The organism is Streptomyces sp. NBC_01190 (assembly GCF_045039895.1).
GTDB lineage: Bacteria > Actinomycetota > Actinomycetes > Streptomycetales > Streptomycetaceae > Actinacidiphila.
Map to the genome: position 1 here is coordinate 2,970,687 of NZ_CP108580.1, position 17,267 is coordinate 2,987,953.

The following is a 17,267-nucleotide window of genomic DNA, read 5'->3' on the forward strand; positions in this document are numbered from 1 at the left end:
GGACGACCGGGGGCGGGCGGGGGCAGTCGGGGGCCTCAGTCCGGCTCGACGGCCAGCGCGTCCGTGAAGGACGCGTTGCTCGACAGGATCCCGCCCTCCACCGGCAGCGTGACAGCGGTGATCCACGCCGCGTCCAGGGAGGCGAGGAAGGCGACCGCCGCCGCGATGTCCGCGGGCTCGCCGACCCGGCCCAACGGGTAGGAGCGGGCCGCCTGCCGGAGCACCGCCTCGCGGCCGTCCCACGCCGGGGTACGGATCGTGCCGGGGGCCACGCAGTTGACGCGGACGCCGGTCGGCGCGGCGTGGACGGCCAGCGTGCGGGTCAGCGAGATCAGCCCCGCCTTGGCCGCGCTGTAGGCGTGATTCCCGAAGTACGACAGGCCGTTGACCGAGGCGATGTTGACGATCGCGCCGCGGCGGCCCGGGGCCTGCGCCAGATACGGGAGGGCGGCGCGCGAGCAGCGCATCGCGCCGGTGAGGCAGATGTCGAGGTCGAGCCGCCAGTCCTCGTCGCTCTCCTCGGTGAAGTCCTCCTGATGGAGGCTGCACGAGTAGGCGTTGTTGACCAGTACGTCCAGGCCGCCGAACGTGTCGGCGGCGTACGAGATCGCCGCGTCCACCGACGCGCGGTCGGCGACGTCGCAGGCGCGGCTCTCGGCGCGGCCGCCGTCGGCGCGGATGGCGGCCGCGGTCGCCGCGCCGGCCTCGGCGTCGATGTCGGCGATCAGCACCGCCGCGCCCTCGGCGGCGAACCGGCGGGCGGTCGCCTCCCCGATCCCGCGGGCCGCACCCGTCACCACCACGCCGTATGTGTCGAACCGTGCCGTCATCGGGTCAGCGTAGGCACTCCTGGACGGCCCTGACCAGGGTCTGGGCACGGGGATCGGCGGTGACGCTCTTCTGGAGGCCGTTGGTGACGTAACCGAAGCCGATGCCGGTGCCGGGATCGGCGAAGGCGAGCGAGCCGCCGCGCCCGGGATGGCCGAAGCCGCCGGGGCCGAGCATCGGGGAGGCCGGTCCGTTCAGCATGTAGCCGAGGCCGAAACGGGTGTTGACGATCAGCACCCGGTCGGGTCCCTCGGACTCCACCGTACGGGCGGCGGTGAGCGTGGCCGGTACGAACAGCCGCCGGCCGCCGTCCACCTCGCCGATCAGCGCGGCGTAGAAGCGGGCCAGCGAGCGGGCGGTGGCCATGGTGTTGGAGGCGGCCAGCTCGCCCGCCCGGTACGCCGGATCGTTCTCGTCCGGCTCCGGGGTGATCGCGGCGAAGGCGCGGCGGGTGAGGGAGCCGGGGTCGGCGTAGGCGTCGTGCACCGACTGCTTGGGACGGGCCCGCAGCCCGCCGGACGAGGCGGGTTCCGGCGTGGGGGTGCCGCCGATCCGGCCGACCCGGTGGACCTGGTCGGCGGGCAGCCCGATCCACAGGTCGAGCCCGAGCGGGCGGGCGATCTCCTCGGCGACGAAGCGGCCGATGGTGCGCCCGGAGGCCCGCAGCACCAGCTCGCCGAGCAGCCAGCTGTACGTCTGCGCGTGGTACCCGTGCGCGGCGCCCGGCGGGAAGAGCGGCGCCTGCGCGGCCACCGCGCGCGGCCCGGACACGCCGTCCAGGGCCTCGGCCGGTGTCAGCGGGGTGTCGAGCGCCGGCACCCCCGCCCGGTGGGCCAGGAGCTGCCGTACGGTCACCCGCTCCTTGCCGAGCGCGGTGAACTCCCGCCAATAGGCGCCGACCGGGGCGTCCAGGTCGAGCTGGCCGCGCTGGTGGAGCAGGAGCAGGCAGGCCGCGGCCACGCCTTTGCCGGCCGAGCGGACGGTGTGCACCGAGTCCTCGGCCCAGGGTGCGCCGGCCACCGCTCCGTCGTAGTCGGCGGACCCGGCCCACAGGTCCACCACCTTGCGGCCCTGGTGGTAGAGCGCGACCGCCGCGCCCCGGTCGCCCCGGCGGGAGAAGTTGGCCGCAAAGGCGGTCCTGACCGGCTCCCAGCCGTCCTCGACCGTCCCCCGGACCTCGACCGGGTCGTGGATCGGGTCGTGAATCGGGCCGTGGGTCGAGTCGTGGTCGGGGTGCTGGACCGGCTCCTCGCTCGGGTGCTGGATCGGGTCGCGGACCGGCTCCCGCGCCCGGACGGGTGCGAAGGCGCTGCCGCCGACGGCGGCGCCCGCGCCCGCCGCCCCGCCCACGTCTCCCCGCTGGTCCATCAGTGCTGCCTCCTGCCGTACGGACTCTCCCGCACCCATGGTGCCCGACGCCGCCGGCATCCGGTGCGCGCCCCCGGCAGCGGCCCGCGGGGCCGGGCGGCGTCCGGGCGCGGACGGCCCTGGACAGCCCCGGACGCCCGCGACGGGGACCGCGACCCGGCCGTCTGGCCGGGCGCGGCCCCCGTCAAGGGCCCGGTGGGGGGTCCGCTGCCTGCGCCTCCCTGTGTACGAGAGGTGCTACGACAGCGGCGGGTAGGCGTTCTGCACGAGCTGGTGGAACTGCGCGGAGAACCACTGGCCCGCGAGAGGCGCGTTCGCCAGCGCGCCGGTCGGGTTGTTGCCGTTGCGCGCGTTGCCCGTATACGTCGGGTCGCACATCCGGTCGAAGCCCTTGCCCTCGTCGTTGGCGATCGCGGTGCTCGAACCGTCGGACTCACCCGGCGGCTTGATCCACGCGTAGGCGTCGATGCCCGGCTGCGGGGCCGCGGTCGGCCGCTCGCCGATACCGGCTCCGGACTGGTTGCACCAGTTGCCGGCGTGGATGCGCCGGTCGATCCGGCCGCCGTTGACGTAGGTGTCCACGTCGGTCTTGGCGCCCGGGCCGGTGGGACGGGCGCTGCCGCCCCAGCCGTTGCGCGAGGTGTCGATCAGCATGCCGATGTTGGAGTTGAAGCCGATCGAGACCAGCTCGCTGCGCAGCGCCTGGGCGTAGGTCAGCTCGTCGACGTAGTTGTTCCAGTCGACCCACTTGGACTGCCGCACGGTCGTGCCGTTGACGCTGTCGGTGACCTTGAAGTACGGCTCGGTCAGCGCGCTGTAGTTCGCCGTGTTGGTGATGAACCCCTGCACGTTGTTGACGGTGGCGCCGCTGCTCGTCGCCGCCTTCAGGAACTCCTGCGCGGCGGGCACGAAGTTGGAGTCCCAGCCGAGCCAGGCGTGGTGCGCGACGTCGATGTAGTTGTACGTGTTCGGCAGCGCGCCCAGCTTGTTGAGCGCGTAGCCGACGCCCTTCTCGTAGTTGCCGTTCGCCTTCATGACCGCGCAGGCGTCCGTCGAACCCGCGGAGCCGCCCGCGTTGGTGGTGATGTTCGGCAGCGAGTCCGGCTCGATGACGTTCACGATCCGCAGACCGGCGTACTTCGAGTTCGACATGATCGACGCGATCGGGTCGATGTAGTCGGTCTCGTAGCGGCTGAGTTCCGTCGGGCCCAGCTCACCGTTGGAGGCGAGCGCGGAGCAGTCCCGGCCGGGCAGGTCGTAGATGACGAACTCAACGGTGAGCGGCTTGCCCGCCGCCTGCTGGACCGCGGCGTCGAGGTGCGCCTTCAGACCCATGCCGCCGCTGACGCCCTGGATCGCGGCGATCCGGTCGAGCCATACCGCGGTGGACTGGTTGGCGATCGCCTGACCGCCGTCCGCGGCGGCCTCGGCGGACCACAGCGGGTTGACGTAGCCCTTCGCGCCCGAGTATGGGTTGTCGACCCGCTGTCCGGGCGGCGGCGTGGTCGGCGGGCTGGTGGGGGGTGATGTGGGCGGGCTGGTGGGAGGTGATGTGGGCGGGCTGGTCGGCGGCGTCGTGGTGGTGCCGCCACCGCCGCAGGCCACGCCGTTCAGCGTGAAGGCCGTCGGCGAGGTGTTCGTGCCGCTGTAGGACCCGTTGAAGCCGAAGTTGGTGGAGCCGCCGGTGGCCAGCGACCCGTTGTAGGACAGGCTGGCCGCGGTGACCGCGTGGCCGGACTGGCTGACCTGCGCGCTCCAGCCCTGGGTGACCTGCTGGTCGCCGGCGAAGGACCAGCCGAGGTTCCAACTGGTCAGCGCGCTGCCGGTGTTGGTGATGGTCACCGAGGCGGTGAAACCGTTGTTCCACTGGCTCTGCACGGCGTATTGCACCGAACAGCCGGTGGTGGCCGCCGAGGCGGACGGGGCGTTCATGGCGGCAACCACCCCGCCAGCGGCGACCACGAGGGCGCCTGCGGCCAGTGCGGCTGTTCTGCGTCGGACGATCGGGACTGCCATGTGCGGGCTACCTCCATAGGGGGGATGGACCCCGGGGACACGGCTGCTCGGCCGCCCCGTGGCGTCAAGGGAGGTGGTGCGGTGGTACTCGGACGTACATTCGCGGGTTACACAGACTTAATGTGGGAGCGCTCCCATAGTGAGCAGACGCCCACTTCCTGTCAATGCTCGAAGCAAGAGAGGGCGGAAGTGCCGCCGGGCACTCCGGGATTGCGGAGGTGCTCGGGGTGTTCGGGGGCGACGGGCGCCCGGCGGCTTCAGGCGGTCGCGCGCGCCGCGGCCCGCCCCGCCGTACGGCCGGAGAAGAGGCAGCCGCCCAGGAACGTCCCTTCGAGCGACCGGTAGCCGTGCATGCCGCCGCCGCCGAATCCGGCCGCCTCACCGGCCGCGTAGAGGCCGGGCAGCGGCGCGCCGCGCGACTCCCCCGTGGCCGGCGCGAGCACCCGCCCGTCGAGGTCGGTCTCCAGGCCGCCGAGCGACTTGCGGGTGAGGATGTTGAGCCGTACCGCGATCAGCGGGCCCGCCTTCGGATCGAGCAGCCGGTGCGGCGCCGCGGTGCGGACCAGTTTGTCGCCGAGGTAGTTGCGGGCTCCGCGGATGGCGGTGACCTGGAGGTCCTTGGTGTAGGTGTTGGCGATCTCCCGGTCGCGCGCCTCGATCTCGCCTCGCAGAGCGGCGGCGTCGATGAGCCGCCCACCGGTGATCGCGTTCATCCCCTCCACCAGCGCGTCCAGCCGGCTCTCGACCACGAAGTCCGCGCCCTGCCGCATGAACGCCTCCACCGGTCCCGGCGCGCCCGGCAGCGCCCGCTTCAGCACCTGGCGTACGCTCCGGCCGGTCAGATCGGGGTTCTGCTCGGAGCCCGACAGCGCGAACTCCTTCTCGATGATCTTCTGGGTGAGGACGAACCAGGTGTACTCGTAACCCGTCCGCATGATGTGTTCGAGGGTGCCGAGCGTGTCGAAGCCGGGGAAGTACGGCACCGGCAGCCGCCGTCCGGTGGCGTCCAGCCACAGCGAGGACGGTCCGGGCAGGATGCGGATGCCGTGGCGGGCCCAGATCGGGTTCCAGTTCTCGATGCCCTCGGTGTAGTGCCACATCCGGTCGCCGTTGACGCCGGAGGCACCGGCCGCCGCCGCCACGCCCAGCATCAGGCCGTCGACGTGCGCCGGCACGCCGGACAGCAGCTTCTTCGGCGGGGTGCCGAGCCGCTCCGGCCAGGCGGCCCGCACCAGTTCGTGGTTGCCGCCGATGCCGCCGCTGGTGACGATCACCGCCTGCGCCCTGAGGGTGAACTCCCCGGTGGTCTCCCGGGAGCTGGCCTGCCCGCGCTCGATGTCGCTGGGTATCAGGATCTCGCCGGCCACGCCGTCGATCGCGCCCGCGCTCCTGGTCAGCCCGGTCACCCGGTGCCGGAAGCGCAGTTCGACCCGGCCGCGCGCGACCGCCTCCCGTACCCGCCGGACGAAGGGCGCGACGACGCCGGGGCCCGTACCCCAGGTGATGTGGAAGCGCGGCACCGAATTGCCGGGACCGGTGGCCAGGAAGCCGCCGCGCTCCGCCCAGCCCACCACCGGGAAGAACGCCACGTCCCGCTCGCGCAGCCAGGCCCGCTTCTCGCCCGCCGCGAAGTGCACGTAGGCCTGCGCCCACCGGCGCGGCCAGTGGTCCTCCGGGCGGTCGAAGCCGGCGGTGCCCAGCCAGTCCTGCCAGGCGAGTTCGGCGCTGTCCTTGATCCGCAGCCGCCGCTGCTCCGGCGAATCCACCAGGAACAGCCCGCCGAAGGACCAGAACGCCTGGCCGCCCAGCGAGACCTCGGGCTCCTGGTCGAGCAGGATCACCTTCCGCCCCGCGTCGGCCAGTTCGACGGTCGCGACCAGCCCGGCCAGCCCCGCGCCCACCACCACGACATCCGCGTCCAGCGCCGCCATCCACCCGCTCCTCGCCCACCGGCCGGAAGCCCTGCGCCGGTTGTTGGTCGGTGATACCTACCGGTCGGTCCAACTCGCCGGTAGGCAGGCTACGCGAGCGGGCGCCACAGGTCAGCGGGTCGGACAGCACGAGATCGGCTCGCTAGGCTGTGCGGCATGTCCACCGCCGCGACCCGTGTCCGTTTCGCCCCCTCACCGACCGGTATGTTCCATGTCGGCGGGGCCCGTTCCGCGCTCTACAACTGGGCGGTGGCCCGGCAGTCCGGCGGCACCTTCGTGCTGCGGATCGAGGACACCGACGCGGCCCGCAACAAGCCCGAGTGGATCGACGGCATCGTGAGCGCGCTCGCCGCCATCGGCGTCTCCGCCGCCGACCCGGCCTTCGAGGGCCCGTACTTCCAGTCCGCCAACGCGGCACGCCACCGCGAGGCGTCCCTGTCCCTGCACGAAGCCGGGCGCGCCTACTACTGCGACTGCACCCGGGAGGCGCTGACGCTGCGCACCGGTTCGGAGCACCTCGGCTACGACGGCTTCTGCCGCACCCGCGGCCTGTCCTACGAGCCCGGGCGCGCGCTCCGGTTCCGCACCCCCGACGAGGGTGAGACGGTCGTGGTCGACCTCGTCCGCGGCGAACCGGCCTTCCCCAACAGCGCGATCGAGGACTTCGTGATCGCCCGCGGTGACGGCTCGCCGGTCTTCCTGCTCGCCAATGTCGTCGACGACCTCGACGAGGGCATCACCCAGGTCATCCGCGGCGAGGAGCACCTGTCCAACACCCCCAAGCAGCAACTGCTCTGGCAGGCGCTCGACGCGGTGCCCCCGGTGTGGGCGCACCTGCCGGTGATCGTCAACGAGAAGCGCCAGAAGCTCTCCAAGCGCCGTGACAAGGTCGCGCTCGAGGACTACGTCGCCGAGGGATATCTGCCGGACGCGCTGGTCAACTATCTGATGCTGCTGGGCTGGGGGCCGGGCGGCGACCGCGAGATCCTGCCCTATCCGGAGCTCGAACGGCTCTTCCGGATCGAGGACGTCAACGCCTCATCGGCCTTCTTCGACGTCAAGAAGCTGACCGCCTTCAACGGCGAGTACATCAGGGCGCTCTCCCCGGCCGCCTTCGCCGCCGCCTGCGCGCCCTGGCTGGCCGCCCCGCACGCGCCCTGGCCGCTCACCTCCTACGACCCCTCGGTCTTCGCCGCGGTCGCGCCGCTGGCCCAGACCCGGCTGGCGCTGCTCTCCGAGATCACCTCTTATGTCGACTTCCTCTTCCTGGCCGAGCCGGTCCACGACGAGGCCTCCTGGGCGAAGGCCATGAAGGAGGACGCCCCCTCGCTGCTGCGGGGGGCGGCGGCGGTCTTCGCGGCGGCGCCTGTGTGGGCCGCGGAACCGCTGAAGGAGGCGCTGGAGTCGGTGGCCGCCGAGCACGGTCTGAAGCTGGGGCGGGCGCAGGCGCCGATCCGGGTCGCGGTCACGGGCCGCACGGTGGGGCTGCCGCTCTTCGAGTCCCTGGTGGTGCTGGGGCGGCAGCGGACGCTGGCGCGGCTGGCGGCGGCGGAGCGGCGGCTGGCGGCAGCGGGAGCTTCCTGAGCAGGGGTTCCTGGGCGGGAGCTTCCCGAGCAGTGGTTCCTGAGCAGGGGTTCCCTAGCAGCGGTTCCTGGACGGCCGGTTTCGGGGACGGTGCCGGGCCCGTAAGGCGGTGAAAAGTTGCTGGCGCGGCGGGGGCGCCGAACCATGGGACAGGTGAGCGATGCCGCATACCTCCGGTTCCCGCACCTGAACGGCGACCTGCTCTGCTTCGCCGCCGAGGACGACATCTGGGTGGCCCCGCTCGGGCCGCCCGACGGGACACCGGGGCGCGCGTGGCGGGTGACGGCGGACCGTACCCGGGTGGGAGCGCCGCGCTTCTCCCCCGACGGCGGGACCATCGCCTTCACCACCTGGCGCAGCCTGGATCCCGAGGTGTACCTCGTTCCGGTGAGCGGCGGCGCCCCGTCCCGCCTCACCTACTGGGGCAGCTCCGACACCCGGGTGTGCTCGTGGTCGCCGGACGGGCAGGTGCTGGCGGTGTCGTCCCACAGCCAGCCGTTCGCCTATCACACCTGGGCGCACAGCGTGCCCGTCGACCGGCGGTGCGGTCCCGGCGGCCCGCTGCCCTGGGGCCCGGTCTCCGACATCGCCGTGCACGACTGCCACGACGGCGAACACCGAACCCTGCTGCTCACAGGCACCCCGCCGCACGAGCCGCACGCCTGGAAGCGCTACCGGGGCGGCGCCACCGGCCGCCTGTGGCTGCACGGCCGGCGCCTCGTCCCCGAACTCCGCGGCCACCTCCACTCACCGATGTTCGTGGCGGACCGGATCGCCTTCCTCTCCGACCACGAGGGCATCGGCAACCTGTACTCCTGCCGGTACGACGGCTCGGACCTCCGCCGGCACACCGATCACGCCGACTTCTACGCCCGCAACGCCGCCACCGACGGGCGGCGCGTGGTGTACCAGTGCGCCGGCGAACTCTGGACGGTCGAGGAGCTGACGGCCGACTCCCGGCCGCGCCGACTGGAGATACGGCTCGGCGGCCCGCGCAGCGGCCGCCGCCCCTACCAGGTGCCTGCCGCCGCGAACCTCGACGGCCTGGCCATGGACCGCACCGGCCGGGCGAGCGCCGTGTGCGTCCGCGGCGGCCTCTACTGGCTCACCCACCGCGACGGCCCCGCCCGTACCCTCGCCGACGTCCCCGGCGCCCGGGTCCGGCTGCCGGAGATGCTGGGCGACACGGGGCTGGTCGCCTATGTCACCGACGCGGCCGGCGAGGACGGCGTCGAACTCGCGCCGCTGCCCGGACGGGCGTTGACCGGCGACGACGAGCTGGCGGCGGAAGCGGCCGGGGAGCTGTCCACGGCCGACCTCGACGGCGACCTGACACCGGTGGGCGCCGGGGCGCGGACCGGGTCGACCCGGTGGGGCGAGCGATCCGGGCAGGCAGCCACCGAGACAGCCACCGAGGAAGCCGCCGAGGAAGCCGGCGGAGCCGATGACCGGGCCGCCGGCGGAGCCGAGGCCGGCCCGGCACCGGGGTCGGAGCCCGGCGGCGAGGCGGGCGCGCCGCCCGGACCCGAGGGCGCCGCGCGGGCGGCGGGCGGCGGGCCGCCGCACCCCAGCCAGTACGACACCTCGGACCGGCCACGCCCGGCGTCGCCCGGCGGCCCCGTCGCGGCGGCCGAGGACGAGGGGGCGACCGCCATCGACGACTCGCTGACCCTGCTGGCCGCGGGCCGGCTCGGCCGGGTCCTGGAGCTGGTCTCCTCCCCCGACGGCGGCACCCTCGCGGTCGCCGCCCACGACGGCCGGCTGCTGCTGGTCACCACCGGCTTCGGTGAACCACCGCCGGAGCGATCGTCCTTCCTGTCCTACGCCGCCGACGACGTTCCCTCGTACGACGACGCGTCGTACGCGGAGTCCTACGGCGAGTCGTCGTACGAGCGATCGACCTACCAGGCTGACAGGGCAGCCGAGTTGCCGTCCGACGATCTGCCCGGCCCGGACGACGTCGGAGCCGGCGACACGGAGGACGCGACCGTCCGTACCGCCAACGGCCGGATCAGCCCGCCATCGCCCGGCGACGTCGTGGAACTGATCCGCTCCACCAACGGGCCCGTGCGCGACCTCGCCTTCTCCCCCGACTCCGGCTGGCTCACCTGGTCGCACCCGGGCGTCGGCCGCTCACTGCGCTCCATCAAGATCGCCCGGCTCGCCGACCGTACGATCATCGACGTCACCAACGGCCGTTTCGAGGACGAGCAGCCGGTCTTCACGCGCGACGGCCGCTACCTGGCGTTCCTCTCCTGGCGCGGCTTCGACCCGGTGTACGACGTCCATACCGGCGACCTGTCGTTCCCGCTGGGCTGCCGCCCCTATCTCGTCCCGCTGAGCTCGGCGACGCCCTCGCCGTTCGCCCTCCGGGTCGAAGGCGGTCCGGTGGGCGAGGGCCTGGATCCGGCGGAGATGGTCGGCGGCCCGGTGGTGGTGGAGGCCGAGGGGCTGCCGAGCCGGGTGACGCCCTTCCCCGTCTCCGCGTCCAAGTACTCCTCGCTGAGCCCCGTCCAGGGCGGGCTGGTCTGGCTGCGCTGGCCCATCTCCGGTGCCCTCGGCGAGACCTTCGCCAACCCCACCGACCCCTCCTCCCGCCCCACCCTCGAGTTCTTCCACCTCGGCAAGGTCCGGCGCACCGAACTGGTCCGCCACATGGACTGGTACGAAGTGAGCGGCGACGGGCTGCGGCTGGCCGTCTTCGACCGGGGCGAGCTCGCCGTCCTGCCGGCCACCGAACGCGGCGACGACGACTCCACCGTCTACGTGGACATGCGGCGCATCCTGCACGAGGTCCAGCCGACCGCCGAGTGGCGCCAGGCGTACGCCGAGGCCGGCCGGCTGATCCGCGACTTCTTCTGGGCGCCGGACATGTGCGGGGTTGACTGGCCGGCCGTCCTCGACCAGTACCGGCCGCTGGTCGAACGCGTCGCCACCCCCGACGAGTTCGCCGACCTGCTGCGCGAGGTGCTCGGCGAACTCGGCACCTCGCACGCCTACGTCCAGCCCGCCCGCCGCAGCGAGGGGCCGCCCCACTACCAGCGGCCGATCGGCCTGCTCGGCGCCGACTTCCGGCACAACAAGGACGGCACCTGGACGGTGGCCCGCATCCTGCCGGGCGAGTCCTCCGACTCCAAGGCCCGCTCGCCGCTGGCGGGCACCGGCGTGCGCGAGGGTGCCGTTCTGACCCACGTCGACGGCCGACCGGTGGACCCGCTGACCGGGCCCTCCCCGCTGCTGGACGGGGCGGGCGGCACCACGGTCGAGCTCACCTTCGACTCGCCGGACGGCCGGGGCGCGCCCCGCCGGGTCGCCGTCGTCCCGCTGGTCAACGACCGTCCGCTGCGCTACCAGCACTGGGTGGCCAGGCGCCGCTCGGTCGTCCGGCGGCTCAGCGGCGGTCGCTGCGGCTATCTGCACATCCCGGACCTGGGCGGCTCGGGCTGGGCCCAGTTCAACCGCGACCTGCGCAAGGAGGTCGCCTTCGACGCCCTGATCGTCGACGTCCGCGGCAACGCCGGCGGCAACATCAGCGAACTCGTCATCGAGACGCTCAGCCGCCGGGTGCTCGGCTGGGACCTGACCCGCAACGCGCAGCCCGTCTCGTACACCAGCAACGCGCCGCGCGGCCCGCTCGTCGCCATCGCCGACGAGGCCACCTCCTCCGACGGCGACATGATCACCGCGGCCTTCCAACTCCTCGGCCTCGGACCCGTCGTGGGGCTGCGCACCTGGGGCGGTGTCGTGGGCATCACCGGCCGCCACCGGCTCGGCGACAACACGGTGATCACCGTGCCCATGAACGCCTCGTGGTTCGACGCCTACGGCTGGTCCATCGAGAACCAGGGCGTGACCCCCGACATCGCATGCCTGCGCGGTCCGCTCGACTGGGCCGAGGGCCGCCAGGGCCAGCTCGACGTGGCCGTCCGCACCGCCCTCTCGCTGCTCGGCGACCACCCGGCCGCCGTCCCGCCGGACCTCGCCGACCGCCCCAACCGGGCCCGTCCCGAACTTCCGCCGCGCTGAGGTCCGGTAAGGGGCACCCACCCATGTCGGGTGCCCCTTACCGGCGGCTGTCGGTCAGAGTGCTCCGACAAAGTACGGGGACACCGACATCCAGCCGTTCCCGCGGGCACCATTGAGTCGCCCGCTGGAGGTCCGGGCGAGCGTGTACCAGGAATCCACGTAATCCGCGTCGTTGGTGTACCAGGAGGCGGGGATGGCGGCGAGGATCGCGTCGACGAGGGGGATGTACGCGCCCTGGTCGGTGATGGTGAGCAGGGCGTCGGCGAGGGCCTTGGCCAGGGTCGCGTAGTTGGTGTCGCCGTCGTCCTCCATCATCACGACGTCGGCCAGGTTGTACTTGTAGTTCGACCAGTTGACGAGAATCTGGTTCGGGTAGTAGGTGGTGTGGTCGTCGTCGAGGTACGGCATGTCGACGGTGTCCACCCGCACTTTGCCGTCGAGCCCGAAGCCGCTGACGATCGAGAAGATCTCCGCGTCACCCAGGATCCACGGCTCCTCGTCGTCGTTGAGGTAGACCGAGTCGACCCGGGTGGTCCAGAACCCGCCGGTGTTCGGGGTGACCGCGCCGGGGGTGGTCAGGCCGGCCTTGGCGAACGCCTTGTCGACCTGGGCGAGTCCGGCGGACACCGCCTTCGACACGTCGATGTCGACCACGTAGACCGCCTGCCGCGGCGCCTTGGCGGCGCTGAGCGGGTGGGCCCGGCCCGCGCTGTCGTAGGCGGTGACGGTGGCGGCGTCGTCGGCGGAAGCGGAGTCGTCGGAGGTGGCGGCGGCGACCAGCGGCAGGGTGCCCGGCGTCAGCGCGTCGCGCATGGCGTCGGCGCCGAGGCGCAGCCGGAGCAGCGAACCGGTCCCGGGCGCCAGGCCCTTGGCGGCGGCGATCCGGCGGTCCGCGGCAGTGACCGTCGCGTCGAGTCCGGCCGGCGCGGCGGTACGGCCGGCCAGCGTCCTCAACTCCACCTGCCGGGAGCCGAGGGCGGCGGTACGGACCTGGGCGCGCCAGGCGGGGTCGGCGAGCGAGGCGGCGAGGGTACGTGCGGTGGCCGCCTCGATGCCGGCGACGGTTGCCGCGGGCGCGGCGGCGGTCGAAGCGGCGGTCGAGGCGTGGGCGGCGGGCAGGGCGAGGCCCTGAAGGGTGAGGGCGGCGGTCGCACTGAGCGCGAGGACGATCGCTGCGCGCCGGGCGGCGGTTAACTGCACGGAGGTTCCTCCTGGAGGCGTTGCCGCGGCTGCTTCGTGGGCGGCCGGGCGACAGACGGGGGCGTTCAGGATGGAGCCGGATCTATGCGGGTAGACACACCCACGGCACAATGATGTCCGTAACATGCCAACTGCCGCAAGAGCCCCGCCCCACACGCGAACGGCCTTACGGCCCTCGCGTACCCGCCCGCCGCGCCCGCCCCGCCCGGATCACCGCACCCGGGCGCGCACGACGAAGAAGGGGCACCCCGGCAGGGGGTGCCCCTTCACGCGCACGGTGGCGGCGTCGGCGCGAGCGCCGTGCCCGCGTCCGCACCCGCCTCCACTCAAGAAGGCGTCAGGCGCGGCGGCGGTCCCGCTCGTCCCGCTCGGCGTCCATGCGCTCGCCCATCCCGTCGTCGAAGGGGGAGTTGCGCTCCTGCTCCTCCTGCCGCAGACGACGCTCCATCTGCTCCCGGCTCTCCGGGGCGGCCGACTTGTTCCGCTTGTTGCCGACAGCGGTCCTGGCCTTGCCGGCGCGGTCCTCGGCCTGGTCCTCGAACTGGTCGAAAGCACCCATGATGACTCCTCCTGGAGTTTGGGGGGATGGGGCCTCGACCAGATTTACATGCCCCGATGACCCCCGCATCTTGGGAGAATAACCCCAGGTCAACGTGTGGTTACCGTGACCGTGTGTGATGGGCGGCCGTTCGTCCCGCCTGGTCGGCGGCCCCGCCGCTGCCGACGAGACCGCGCGGCACGCCCGCGCCGCGCGCCAGCGCCGGCTGCGCGCGGCGCATCTCGCGCCGGCCGAGCGCACCGCCGATGACCGACGGCAGCAGCCCGCGGACGGGCTGCATCCCGCGCAGCCACCATTGCGCGTACACATGGGGCGCACGTCGGACGACGCCGGCCGCGATCCGCTCGACGGCCGGCTCCAGCGGATAGGTGCGGTTCGTCGGCCAGGGCAGTTTGGCGCGCATCTCCCGCAACGCCTCGTCCTGATCGGCGCCGCGCACCATGTCGGTGTCGGTCCAGCTCAGGTAGCCGACACCGACCTTGACGCCCTGATGCCCGAACTCCGCCCGCAGGCTGTGCGCGAACGCCTCCGCGCCCGACTTGCTGGCGCAGTAGGCCGCCATCAGCGGCGCGGGGGTGAGGGCGGCCAGGGAGGCGATCTGGAGCAGATAGCCACGCGAGGCGACCAGGGCCGGCAGGAAGGCACGGGCGGTGGCGACGCTGCCCAGCAGGTTGACCTGGATCACCCGGTCGAAGACGTCCGGGTCCGAGTCGAGGAACGGACCGCCGGTGGCGACACCGGCGTTGGCCACCACGACGTCGATCCGGCCGAAGTGTGCGGCGACCTCCTCGGCGACCCGCGTCATCGAGGGGCGATCGGTGACGTCCGCGGTCCAGCAGGCGGCGTCCCCGCCGATCGCCGCGGTGACGTTCGCCAGCTCATCGGGTTCAAGGCCCACCAGGGCCAATCTGGCCCCACGGGCGGCGAGTTTGCGGGCCAGCAGCGCGCCCACCCCGCGGGCCGCGCCGGTGACCACCACGACCTGACCCGCCAACGACGATCCGCTCATGCCCTCTTCCCCTCCGTCTCCGTGACGACCGCGGGTGTCGGCGCCGAGGCCGCCGCGCTCTCCTGATCGCCGGTACGACCGTCCGACGCGTCGGACGCGCCGCCCGTCAGATGGGCGACCGCCAGTTCCCTGACCACCCGTGCGACGGCGGGCGCGTCTTCGATCGGGGTCATGTGCCCGAGACCCGGCAGCTCGGTCAGCCCGACCGGCCGCCGCACCTCGGCGATCAGGCCGCGGGCGTGCGCCGCGGGGGTGAGTTTGTCGGCGGTGCCGACCAGCACGGCCGTGGGCGCGACGAGTTGGGCCACCTGGGCGTCCAGGTCGAGTTCGGCGAGCACCCGGCCCCACGCCGACCGCTGCCGGGCCCGGCACGCGTGCACGATCCGCGCGGTGAAGTCGACCTGTTCGGGTGACGCGTTCCGGCCGAGGATCCCGTACTTCAGTGCCGCTTTGGAGAGCGGGGTCACCGGGCCGAGCGGCAACCGCGACACCAGCAACTGCCGGTGGAACAGCCGCCGCAGCCGCGGTGATCCGAACCTTGTGGGCAGCACCTCCGTCGACCCGAGCAGTCGGCCGCTGCCGGTGCTGGCCAGCAGCACGGCGGCGGTACGGGCCCGCACCGAGTCCCGGCCGGCTGCCGCCATGATCGTCATACCGCCCATCGAGTGCCCGACCAGCAGCGCCCGTTCACCTTCGGGGACGACGGTGTCCAGTACGACTTCCAAATCATCCGCGAGAGCGTGGGTGCCATACCCCTTGCGGGTGGCCGGCCCGCCACTGCGACCGTGGCCGCGCTGGTCGTACGCGACCACCCGGTAGTCGTCGGCGAGCAGCCGGACGAGCGGGGCCCAGAAGAGAGTCGAGCAGGTCCAGCCGTGCGACAGGACGATGACGGGTCCGTCGCCGCGCCCGTACTCCTCGATGTGCACAGGGGTTCCGTCGGCGGAGACGGCGGTCGCCTCGCGGCGCGCCGGCACCGCCTCGTAGGGCAGGCTCATGAGACCACCTCCACGGCGGGCGCGACGGCGTCGACCGCCGCGAGCACCTCGTACTCCGATGGATCCAGCACCCGTGTCGCCCGCCGGAATTCGGCCGTCGTCCCGGGCCAGGCGGTGGTGTTGCGGCCGTTGGCGTCCAGATACCAGCTCTCGCAGCCGCCGGTGTTCCACACGGTGCCGGCCGCCCGGCGCCGCACGCGCGCGTTCCACGCGGCCACCGCGGCCGGCTTGGCGTCCAGCGCCGCGCCTCCCGTACCGGCCAGCGTGCGCAGATAGCCGGCCAGATAGTTGAGCGACGATTCGATCATCAGGATCATCGAACTGTTCCCCAGGCCGGTGTTGGGCCCGACGATGAAGAGGAAGTTGGGAAATCCGTCGACCGTACAGCCGCGCAGCGCCGCCATACCGCCCGCCCAGTGTTCGTGCAGCGTCCGCCCGTCCGCCCCGATGATCCGATCGCCGATCGGCATGTCGGTGACATGGAAGCCGGTGCCGAAGACGATCGCGTCGACTTCCCGCTCGGTGCCGTCCGCGGTGACCACCGACGACCCCCGCACCTCGGTCAGCGCCGACGTCACCACCTCGGTGTTCGGCCGCGCGAGCGCCGGATAGTAGGTGTTGGACAGCAGGATGCGCTTGCAGCCGATGGTGTAGTCGGGGGTCAGCCGGGCCCGCAGCCCCGGGTCCTTGATCGAACGCCGAAGGTGGGCGCGGGCGATCCGCTCCGCCGCCTTCATCAGTCCCGGCCGCTTCACGAAGGCGCCGACCTGGAACTCCCTGATCAGCCACAGCACGCCCCGGCGCGCCTTCGCCGAGCCCGGCACCGTCGCGTGCAGCCGGCGTTCCACCCGGCCGATCGGCCGGTCCACCCGCGGCAGCACCCAGGGCGGCGTCCGCTGGATGACGGTCAGCCGTGCCACCTCGGGCTGGATCGACGGCACGATCTGGATCGCCGAGGCGCCCGTACCGACCATCGCCACCCGCTTGCCCCTGAGGTCGGCGTCGTGGTCCCAGCGCGCGGAGTGGAAGACCGGCCCCGGGAAGCCCTCGATCCCCGGAATGTCCGGGATCTTCGGATCGGACAGCGGCCCGGTCGCCGACACCACCACATCCGCGGTCAGTTCGCCGGCCGCCGTATCCAGCCGCCAGCGCCGGGCGTTCCCGTCCCAGCGCGCCTGCCGCACCTCGGCGCCGAACCGCAGATGCGGCCGCAGCCCAAAGGTGTCGGTCACTCTTTCGAGGTAGTCGCGGATGTGTTCCTGACCGGAGAAGGCGCGCGGCCAGTCGGGATTGGGCGCGAAGGAGAACGAGTAGAGGTGGGAGGGCACATCGCACGCGCAGCCCGGGTAGCTGTTGTCGCGCCAGGTGCCGCCCACCGCGTCGGCCCGTTCCAGGATCACGAAGTCGGTGATTCCCTCCCGCCGTAGCCGTACCCCGGCCCCCAAACCGCTGAAGCCGGACCCGATCACCGCCACTCGTACGTGGTGCAGTCCGTCGTCCATGGCACCCGCCCTTCGCTGTGTCGCCGTGCCGCTGTGGTGTCCCGCTCGCCCGCCGCGCCGATCGGGCCAACCGCGCCACTAATCACTGGCACGGTCCGTGGATCGGACTCTAGGGCATTCGGGTTACCTGCGGTAGGGGTCGCACCGCATCAACGACCGGGCAGCAGGAAGGGGGTCGGCCCGTGGGGGCCGTGGTTGCCGTGGTTGCCGCACCAGGCCGTGCCCACCAGGGACGAGCCGTTCGCG

11 protein-coding genes are annotated in these 17,267 nt (G+C 72.9%); 2 read left to right on the top strand and 9 right to left on the bottom strand.

Annotation, left to right across the window (positions count from 1 at the left end; genetic code table 11):
- Positions 1-35: 35 nt before the first annotated feature.
- From OG519_RS12370 to OG519_RS12385, 4 genes are all read right to left on the bottom strand, one after another.
- Entirely contained in the window at positions 36-830 is a 795-nt protein-coding gene (locus OG519_RS12370; protein ID WP_405582518.1) for an SDR family NAD(P)-dependent oxidoreductase, read from the bottom strand.
- A gap of 4 nt (positions 831-834) precedes the next feature.
- Positions 835-2,196, bottom strand: a complete 1,362-nt coding sequence (locus tag OG519_RS12375) for a serine hydrolase domain-containing protein (RefSeq protein WP_405582521.1) — start codon at positions 2,194-2,196, stop codon at positions 835-837.
- A gap of 237 nt (positions 2,197-2,433) precedes the next feature.
- Positions 2,434-4,212 carry a glycoside hydrolase family 6 protein gene (locus OG519_RS12380; protein WP_405582524.1) on the bottom strand — a complete coding sequence of 593 codons (1,779 nt, stop codon included), beginning with the start codon at positions 4,210-4,212 and terminating at the stop codon, positions 2,434-2,436.
- Positions 4,213-4,469: 257 nt separating this feature from the next.
- Positions 4,470-6,143 carry an FAD-binding dehydrogenase gene (locus OG519_RS12385; RefSeq protein WP_405582527.1) on the bottom strand — a complete coding sequence of 558 codons (1,674 nt, stop codon included), beginning with the start codon at positions 6,141-6,143 and terminating at the stop codon, positions 4,470-4,472.
- 204 nt (positions 6,144-6,347) lie between these two features.
- Here OG519_RS12385 and gltX point away from each other — a divergent pair, with 204 nt between their 5' ends.
- Both gltX and OG519_RS12395 read left to right on the top strand, forming a co-directional pair.
- Entirely contained in the window at positions 6,348-7,727 is a 1,380-nt protein-coding gene (gltX, locus tag OG519_RS12390) for a glutamate--tRNA ligase (RefSeq protein ID WP_405592679.1), read from the top strand.
- Between the two features lie 144 nt (positions 7,728-7,871).
- Positions 7,872-11,753 carry a S41 family peptidase gene (locus OG519_RS12395; protein ID WP_405582530.1) on the top strand — a complete coding sequence of 1,294 codons (3,882 nt, stop codon included), beginning with the start codon at positions 7,872-7,874 and terminating at the stop codon, positions 11,751-11,753.
- Between the two features lie 54 nt (positions 11,754-11,807).
- On the opposite strand, the gene OG519_RS12400 is transcribed toward OG519_RS12395, so the two are convergent.
- The 5 genes from OG519_RS12400 to OG519_RS12420 form a co-directional block, all read right to left on the bottom strand.
- The gene (locus OG519_RS12400) at positions 11,808-12,953 is read right to left on the bottom strand and encodes a DUF3103 family protein (protein ID WP_405582533.1); all 1,146 of its coding nucleotides are present in this window, start codon (positions 12,951-12,953) and stop codon (positions 11,808-11,810) included.
- Positions 12,954-13,290: 337 nt separating this feature from the next.
- The gene (locus OG519_RS12405; protein ID WP_405582536.1) at positions 13,291-13,512 is read right to left on the bottom strand and encodes a hypothetical protein; all 222 of its coding nucleotides are present in this window, start codon (positions 13,510-13,512) and stop codon (positions 13,291-13,293) included.
- Positions 13,513-13,612: 100 nt separating this feature from the next.
- Positions 13,613-14,521, bottom strand: coding sequence for an SDR family oxidoreductase (locus OG519_RS12410; RefSeq protein ID WP_405582539.1), 909 nt, complete (start codon positions 14,519-14,521; stop codon positions 13,613-13,615).
- The gene (locus tag OG519_RS12415) at positions 14,518-15,519 is read right to left on the bottom strand and encodes an alpha/beta fold hydrolase (RefSeq protein WP_405582541.1); all 1,002 of its coding nucleotides are present in this window, start codon (positions 15,517-15,519) and stop codon (positions 14,518-14,520) included. Before OG519_RS12415 ends, OG519_RS12410 begins: the two co-directional genes overlap by 4 nt.
- Entirely contained in the window at positions 15,516-17,021 is a 1,506-nt protein-coding gene (locus OG519_RS12420) for a flavin-containing monooxygenase (RefSeq protein ID WP_405582543.1), read from the bottom strand. The genes OG519_RS12415 and OG519_RS12420 overlap by 4 nt, the downstream gene beginning before the upstream one ends.
- Positions 17,022-17,267: the final 246 nt, after the last annotated feature.